Below are 7663 nucleotides of genomic sequence, written 5' to 3' on the forward strand. Positions count from 1 at the left end.
GCCCGCCACCTACGACGAGCTGCCGCTGATCGCCACGCCGATCGGGCGCAGGACCCTGGTCGCGGGCGGCCGCTGCCTGCCGCTCTACCCCGCCTCGGGCGCCAGGCGGGTGCTGCTGACGGTGGGGCTCACGGCGGCCGGCCGGGGCGGTCCGTGCCCGCCGCCCTACAACCAGTCCCTCTTCTTGAACTCCATGTAGAGCGCGACGGAGCTGACGGCCACCAGGACGGAGGACAACCAGAAGCCCCACGGCCGCCCCACGCCCGGGTAGGGCACGTTCATCCCGTAGAAGCCGGTGATGGCGGTCGGCACGGCGATCACCGCCGCCCAGCCGGTGAGGCGCTTCATGATCTCGTTGAGCCGGAAGCCCTGCTGCGCCATCCGCGTCTCGCGCAGGTTGGCCATCAGGTCGCGCAGCGACTCGATCCACTGGTCGACGCGCAGCGCGTGGTCGTACACGTCGTAGAAGTAGGGCAGCATCACGGGGTCCATCACCAGGTTCCGCTGCCGTCGCAGCAGGGCGCCGATCACCTCCCGCATGGGCAGGGCGATCTTGCGGAACACCGCGGCGTTCCGGCGCATCGTGTAGATGGTGCGCTGGAGCTCGCGGGTGCCGGCCTGGCCGGCCTCCTCGAAGAGCGACTCCTCCAGCTCGTCGACCCGGGCGTCGAGGTCCTCGACGTAGTCCAGATGGCTGTCGACCACGTAGTCGAGCAGGCCGTGCAGCAGGTAGGCGACGCCGTGGCCGGCCAGCGGGCGGGCAGCGTCCCAGCGCCTGACCACCTCGTCGATGTCGAAGCCGGCGTTCTCGCGGATCGTGACCAGCGCGTTCGCGGTGACGAAGACGTCGACCTCGACCGGGTCGAGCCGCCCCGTGTCCAGGTGGATGCCGTAGACGGTGATGAACAGGTGGTTGTCGTAGATGTCGACCTTGGGGCGCTGGCGTTCGGACACCACGTCCTCGACCGCCAGCTCGTGCAACCCGAGCTCCTCGCCCAGCGCGCCGAGCTCCTCGGGGGTCGGGCAGCACAGGTCGAACCAGACCGTGTTGTCCGGGTCGGTCACGTAGTCGGAGACCTCCGAGATCGGGAAGCCTTCCTTCTCGAGGACGCCGTGGCGATACAGGCGGGTGTACACCTAGACAAGTCTGGCAAAGCTGGACGCGTTGCGCACGGCCGCTCCCCCGGTGTCATTGTTGAAGTAGACGTAGGCGTCCTGCCAGCCGGCGTCGCCGACGCGCCCGGCCCACGTCTTCAGCGCGGCCTCGCCGTACGAGGGGTAGGGCTCGGCGCGGCCCTCGTGGAGGCGCAGGTACCCCCAGGAAGCGGTGCGCCACAGCGGCGCGACCGGCCGGCCGAGGCGGTCCGCCCAGCACAGCGCGGCCCCGCGCGCCTGGAGGAGCTCGCGCACCTCGTCGGACCACCACGAGCCGTGCCGGCACTCCACGGCCACCCGGACCTCCTTCGGGAAGCAGGCCAGGCAGCGGTCGAGCCTGCCGGGGTCGGCCTTGAGCGTGGGCGGCAGCTGCAGCAGGATCGGCCCGAGCTTCCCCTTCAGATGGGAGGCGGCGTTCATCAGGTGCTCCACCGGCTCCTCGGGATCGATCAGCCGCTTGATGTGGGTGAGATACCTGCTGGCCTTGAGCGCTATCACGAACCCGTCGGGGGTCTCATCGCGCCAGTGGGCGAACGTCTGCGGCGTCGGCAGGCGGTAGAAGGCGTTGTCGATCTCCACGGTGGGGAACGTGCCGGCGTAGGTCTCCAGCCAGAGCCGCTGCGGGACGCCCTTGGGATACAGGACGCCGCGCCAGTCCTTGTACTGCCACCCGCAGGTGCCCACCAGCGTCGCCATGACCTGCGACTACCCGTCAGACCGGCGGCTACCCGTCCCGGGGTGCACTACTGTCACCCTTCGTACCTCGTAGAGAAGGGGGCTCGATGGGTGGCAACCACGGGCACGGCGCCGGTGTGCCCGGCTCGCGGCGCGCGGTCGTGGCGACGCTCGCCGTGCTGGTGCCGCTGGCGGTCGTCACGCTGGCGATGCTGGTCTGGCTGTGGCCCTCCGGACAGCGGGAGCAGGCGCCGGCGACCGGCGTCGAGCGCCTCACGGGGACGATCACGTCCGTGCTGCTCAAGCCGTGCCCCGAGCAGTCGGAGGGGGCGCCGCGCTCCGACCCGGCCACCTGCGGCAGCGCCACCGTCAAGGTGCGCAGCGGGCCCGACCTCGGGCGTGAGCTGACACTGCGGCTGCCGACCGGGCCGGGCGCCCAGCGGTTCGCCGCGGACGACGACGTGGTGCTCATCCGGATCCAGGACGGCGAGTCGGGCAAGTCCGGTTACCAGATCTCCGACCACGACCGGTCGACGCCGCTGTGGCTGGCCGGGCTGGCCTTCGCGCTGGCGGTGATCGCCTTCGGCCGCTGGCGCGGGCTCACCGCGCTCGCCGGGCTGGCGATCACGTTCGTGCTGCTGCTGACGTTCGTGATCCCCGGCATCCTCGGCGGCGAGCCGCCCATGCTGGTCGCCATCGTGGGCGCGGCGGCGATCATGCTGACCGTCCTCTACCTGACGCACGGCTTCACGCTGACCACGTCCATGGCCGTGCTCGGCACGCTCGCCAGCCTCACGCTCACCGGCCTGCTCTCCTACGCCGCCATCGGGTTCGCCCGGCTCAGCGGCATCACCGACGACAGCTCGTTCACCCTGGATCTCAGCCTGTCGATCGACACCCAGGGGCTGCTGCTGGCCAGCATCATCATCGGCGCGCTGGGAGTGCTGGACGACGTGACGGTCACGCAGGCGGTCACGGTCACCGAGCTCGCGGCGGCCAACCCGTCCTACCGCTTCCGCCGCCTCTACCGGGCGGGCAGCCGGGTCGGCCGGGCCCACATCGCCTCGGTGATCAACACGATCATCCTGGCGTACGCGGGGGCGTCGCTGCCCCTGCTGCTGCTCTTCAGCGTCGGCGACCAGCCGCTGGGCGAGGTGCTGACCACTCCGGTCATCGCCCAGGAGATCGTCCGCAGCGTGGTGGGCACGCTCGGCCTGATCTCGGCGGTGCCGATCACCACGGCCCTCGCGGCGCTGGTGACGTCGCGGCGCGATCCCGACCCCGGCGGTCAGCCCGCCTCGACGCTGCCGCCGACGCGCAGCTTGCGGCGGGCGCGCTCGTAGAAAGTGGTGCCGAGCCGCACCACCTGGGCCGCGCCCGGCACGGCGGTGACCGTGATCCGCTCACCGGCGCACAGGTGCCCCAGGACGGCGCCGTCGACCTCCACGGCGAGCCGCCCGCTGCCGGGCAGCAGCTCCAGCTCCACCTCCTCGTCGGCGGGCAGCACCAGGGCCCGGTTGAAGGCCGAGTGCGCGGCGGCCGGGACGACCAGCACGGCCTCCACCCGGGGCGAGACGACCGGCCCGCCGGCGGAGAAGCTGTAGGCGGTGGAGCCGGTGGAGGTGGCCACGATCACCGCGTCGGCGGCGTATCTGACGAACGGGTCGCCGCCGGGGGCGACGGAGACGACGGCCAGCCCCTCGCCGGGGATGCGGACCAGCGCGATGTCGTTGAACGCGATCACCCGCCGGTCCCGGCCGAGCGTGGTGCGCACCGCCATGCGGGGCTCGACCGTGTAGTCGCTGGCGTCGATGGCCGACAGCGTCGCGGGCAGGCCCTGAACGTCGATCTCGGCCAGGAAGCCGAGCCGCCCGAGGTTGACCCCGAGCACCGGCGTGGACAGCCCGGCGATCAGCCGCATCGTGCGCAGCATGGTGCCGTCGCCGCCGAGGCTCACGACCAGGTCGGCCCGCGCGGCGAGGGTGGCGGCGTCGACCGCCACGGCGCTGCAGTCGATCCGGCCCACCTCCTTGGGCAGCCCGAGCACGGTGACGCCTCTCTCGCCGGCCCAGCGCAGGATCGTGTCGATCGCCTCCGCTGAGTCGCGCTGCGGATGCAGCACCAGCCCGACCGTCCCAATCGTCCCCATGAGGACACCCTACGGGGGGGATCCCGCCGGGCCCTCTCGCCGCCGTTCCGCGGAAGGGGCTCGTCATCGGGCTGTTTCGCAGGAAACTACAACGGAACGTGTGTACGTCCCCAGCGAGGGAGGAACGTCGGACGTGAAACGGCAACGACACTCAAGGCCTGCGGACGGCGCCGGTGAGACGCCGGTCGGCTCGGAAGCCCCCAGGGGGGTGCGCCACTCGTTCCGGGCCTTCAGGCACCGGGACTTCACCGTCTTCTGGTGCGGCGCCCTGGCCTCCAACACCGGGAGCTGGCTGAGCAACCTGGCGGTGCCGTACGTGCTCTACCAGATCACCGAGAGCGCCTTATGGGTCGCCCTGGTGAGCGTCGCCCAGTTCCTGCCCGGCATCTTCCTGGCCCCGGCGGGCGGGTCGATGGCCGATCGCCGCAACCGCAAGCGGGTCCTGCTGTTCACGCAGTCGGGGATGGCCGTCTCGGCGCTGCTGCTGTGGGTGTGCTGGACCTCGGGCTGGCGTCAGCCTGTCGTCCTGCTGCTCCTGGTCGGCGTCGGCGGCGTCTTCGCGGGCATCAACATGCCGAGCTGGCAGTCGTTCGTCAGCGACCTGGTGCCCCGGGGCGACCTGCACTCGGCGGTGACGCTGAACTCCCTGCAGTTCAACGCCGCCCGCTCGATCGGCCCGGCGATCGCCGGCCTGCTGCTGGCCGTGCTGGGCCCCGCGTGGACGTTCCTGCTGAACGCCGTGTCCTTCCTGTTCGTGCTCGCCGCGCTGACGCTGATCCGCACCCCGGAGCTCCGGCCCGCGCATCCCGCCTCCGGGGGCGTCACCCGGCGGTTCCTGGCCGCCCTCGGCTACATGCGCCGCCGGCCCGGGCTGATGATCGCGCTGGTGGTCTCCGTCCTGGTGGGCGTGCTGGGCCACCCGATCTTCCAGTTCACGGTGGTGTTCGCGGAGAGCGTCTTCGGCGTGGGACCGGTCGGACTGGGCGTCCTCAACGCCTCGTTCGGGCTCGGCGCGGTCGTCGCGGCGCCGCTGGTCTCCGGCTGGAACCACAAGGTGAGCCTCGGCCAGGTGGCGCGCTGGGGCCTGCTGATCTACGGCCTGGGCATCGTGGCCTTCGGGACCGCTCCGGGCTACGTGTTCGCCGTCATCGCGATGGCGGTGGTGGGCGGGTGCTTCCTGGCGGTCGTCTCGGCGGTGAACACCTCGATGCAGGTCATCGTGGCCGACCACATGCGCGGCCGGGTGATGGCCTGCCGGATCATGTGCTACACCGCCTCCTTTCCGGTCGGGGGGCTGGTCCAGGGGTTCGTGTCGGACCGGCTCGGGCCGCGTACGGCCGTCTGCGGGGCGGGCGCGCTGATGCTGGTGGCGGCCGTGCTGCTGATGCGGTGGCGGGGCGAGACCCGGCTGGACCGCCTCGACGACCCGCACGATGACACCCGTCTGGTTCCGGTGACCTCCTGAGGCTGTGGCCCGTGAACGCCCATGAGGGCCGGGAGCGCCGGTGTCTCCCGTGGGACGGGCGTTGACGGCGGTCACGATGGTGGGGATGGGCACCGCACGTCCTCCCCCGCCGCCCGGCCAAACCCGCGGGACGTCAGAATGTACGAACCGCGGGAACTCAGCAGGGCCTTCACAGGCGTGCGACGGCCTTTCCGCAGGAAACCATTCCACGAGGGCGGCGTCGCCAGAACCTTCCGGCGCCCGCCGCCCTTTCCCGCCATTTACCGTCCCACTGGCGCACTATTGGAGGGCCTCGGGAATCCGCGAGCACTCCCCCGGCAGGAGAACGCATTCCGGGCTCGGCATTTCCCCGGCCGGCCCGCACCGCGCAAGGCCGTGGCTCCTGGGGATATCCGGTAATTCACTTTCGGGTGATGAGACGCCGGAAATAAGGCTTTGCCGCTCTCCGGAAGACCGCCGCCGGACCCCGTGCTTAATCTGAGAGATGTTCAGCGCGCCGCATCGGCGCATCCCGGGAAAAACCGATTCCGACGCTCTCGTCCGATCCCATGCATCTGGGACTCGATACCGTTCAGGGAGTGATCTCTGATGCTCAAGCGTCTGCTCATCACCGCCGCAATGGCCGGATCCACGATCGTCGCAGGAACCTTCGCCGCCACATCGCCGGCCAACGCCACCAGCTCATCGGACACGTACGCGACCACCGGCCAGCACGCCTCGGTCACGCCGCAGAGCTCGGCGCAGCGGTGCGAGTGGCGGTGGCGCAACGGCAGGATGTGCTACTTCTGCCGCCACAACGGCCGCTGGGAGCGCCAGTGGTGCCGTGACAGGGGCGGCAACCGCAACGAGAACTTCAACCGGAACCTCAACCGGAACCGGAACGAGAACCTCAACCGCAACCTCAACCGGAACCGGAACGAGAACCTCAACCGCAATCTCAACCGCAACGAGAACCTGAACAGGAACGAGAACCTCAACCGCAACGAGAACATCAACCGGAACGAGAACATCAACCGGTGATCCCACCGGCCTACACGGCCGACGCGTAGCGGTCGCCCCGCGAGGCATCCCCTCGCGGGGCACCCTCCCGTCCGGGCCCTTTGGCGGACGTCGCCTGGGCGGGTCACCGGGGTGAGGGACCGGCGTGATCGTGTGGCCCAGCAGCCGGCCCAGCGCGAACACGACGCCGGCCGGTGCGAGACCCGGACGCGCAGCCCGGCGAACGGGCGAGCGTCGACCCACCCCCGCGTCAGGGCGGAGTGGACACCGCGTCAGTCCAGGCAGAACTCGTTGCCCTCGGGGTCGGTCATCACGATGAAGCCGGCGCTCATCGGGGGAACGGGCTCGTCGCGACGCACCCGCGTCGCTCCCAGCGCGACGAGCCGGTCGCACTCGACCTCCAGCGCCGCCATCCGCTCCTCTCCCTGCAGTCCGGGAGCCGCACGGACGTCGAGGTGGACGCGGTTCTTGACGACCTTGTCCTCCGGCACCTGCTGGAAGAACAGCCGTGGGCCGTGCCCGTCCGGGTCCTCGATGGCCGACCTCGTGTTGCGCTGCTCCTCCGGCACGCCGACCCGCGCGAGGAAGTCGTCCCAGGCGGCCAGCGGGTCGGCGCCCTCGGGCAGGTCGACTCCGGGCGGGCCGGGGTGGACGTAGCCCAGCACGTCGCGCCAGAAGGACGACAGCGCCCGTGGGTCGTGGGCGTCGAAGGTGACCTGGATATGGCGGCTCATCGGGTTGCTCCGTTCGTAGCGGGTTTCGTAGCGGGTTTCGTGTGCGGGTAGAGGTTGCGCAACAGGCGGACCTCGACTCGCCGGGCGAGTCGGTCTGCGTCCGTGGAGTCACCCTGACACCTCTAGCGGACAGAATCGGTCCGCTATCTCTGTCAGGGTAGGAGACATGGACGTGGCGAGCGGTGACGAGCGGGGGACGACGGAGCGGGTGCTCACCCTGCTCGGGCTGCTGCAGCAGCGCCAGGTCTGGACCGGCCCCGAGCTCGCCGACCGCCTCGGGGTCACGCCGCGCACGGTACGGCGTGATGTCGAGCGGCTGCGCACGCTCGGCTATTCGGTGCATGCCAGCCAGGGTGTCGGCGGTGGCTACCAGCTCGGCCCCGGGCAGGACCTGCCGCCGCTGCTTCTCGACGACGAGGAGGCGATCGCCACCGCGGTCTCGCTGCTCGCCGGCGCGGGTGGCGCGGTCGCCGGCGCCGGCGACGC

The 7663-nt window shown here is 71.0% G+C and carries 9 protein-coding genes; 5 read left to right on the top strand and 4 right to left on the bottom strand.

Features of this window, described 5'->3' with window-relative positions:
• The coding region (locus tag AB0C16_RS39460; protein WP_357691166.1) for a hypothetical protein at positions 1 to 199 on the top strand (199 nt) is incomplete at its 5' end.
• Here AB0C16_RS39460 and AB0C16_RS39465 read toward each other — a convergent pair.
• Both AB0C16_RS39465 and AB0C16_RS39470 read right to left on the bottom strand, forming a co-directional pair.
• A complete protein-coding gene (locus AB0C16_RS39465; RefSeq protein WP_357691168.1) occupies positions 166 to 1137 on the bottom strand; it encodes a magnesium transporter CorA family protein in 972 nt (323 codons plus the stop codon). The two genes, AB0C16_RS39460 and AB0C16_RS39465, sit on opposite strands and share 34 nt — an antisense overlap.
• Positions 1138 to 1851 carry a DUF72 domain-containing protein gene (locus AB0C16_RS39470; RefSeq protein WP_357691170.1) on the bottom strand — a complete coding sequence of 238 codons (714 nt, stop codon included), beginning with the start codon at positions 1849 to 1851 and terminating at the stop codon, positions 1138 to 1140.
• Between the two features lie 86 nt (positions 1852 to 1937).
• Here AB0C16_RS39470 and AB0C16_RS39475 point away from each other — a divergent pair, with 86 nt between their 5' ends.
• The gene (locus tag AB0C16_RS39475; protein WP_357691172.1) at positions 1938 to 3173 is read left to right on the top strand and encodes a YibE/F family protein; all 1236 of its coding nucleotides are present in this window, start codon (positions 1938 to 1940) and stop codon (positions 3171 to 3173) included.
• On the opposite strand, the gene AB0C16_RS39480 is transcribed toward AB0C16_RS39475, so the two are convergent.
• Positions 3119 to 3979 carry an NAD(+)/NADH kinase gene (locus AB0C16_RS39480; RefSeq protein ID WP_357691174.1) on the bottom strand — a complete coding sequence of 287 codons (861 nt, stop codon included), beginning with the start codon at positions 3977 to 3979 and terminating at the stop codon, positions 3119 to 3121. The genes AB0C16_RS39475 and AB0C16_RS39480 overlap by 55 nt on opposite strands.
• Positions 3980 to 4187: 208 nt before the next feature.
• On the opposite strand from AB0C16_RS39480, the gene AB0C16_RS39485 reads away from it, so the two are divergent.
• Together AB0C16_RS39485 and AB0C16_RS39490 are read left to right on the top strand one after the other, a co-directional pair.
• Entirely contained in the window at positions 4188 to 5444 is a 1257-nt protein-coding gene (locus AB0C16_RS39485) for an MFS transporter (RefSeq protein ID WP_357691176.1), read from the top strand.
• Positions 5445 to 6032: 588 nt separating this feature from the next.
• Positions 6033 to 6464: a hypothetical protein gene (locus tag AB0C16_RS39490; RefSeq protein WP_357691178.1), complete on the top strand. Its 432-nt coding sequence runs from the start codon at positions 6033 to 6035 to the stop codon at positions 6462 to 6464.
• 251 nt (positions 6465 to 6715) lie between these two features.
• On the opposite strand, the gene AB0C16_RS39495 is transcribed toward AB0C16_RS39490, so the two are convergent.
• On the bottom strand, positions 6716 to 7177 hold the full coding sequence (locus AB0C16_RS39495; RefSeq protein WP_357691180.1) for a VOC family protein: 462 nt from the start codon (positions 7175 to 7177) through the stop codon (positions 6716 to 6718).
• Between the two features lie 166 nt (positions 7178 to 7343).
• On the opposite strand from AB0C16_RS39495, the gene AB0C16_RS39500 reads away from it, so the two are divergent.
• On the top strand, positions 7344 to 7663 hold a 320-nt coding region (locus AB0C16_RS39500; RefSeq protein WP_357691182.1), incomplete at its 3' end, for an HTH domain-containing protein.

Source organism: Nonomuraea sp. NPDC048916, assembly GCF_040649575.1.
In the GTDB taxonomy this organism is placed as follows: Bacteria; Actinomycetota; Actinomycetes; order Streptosporangiales; family Streptosporangiaceae; genus Nonomuraea.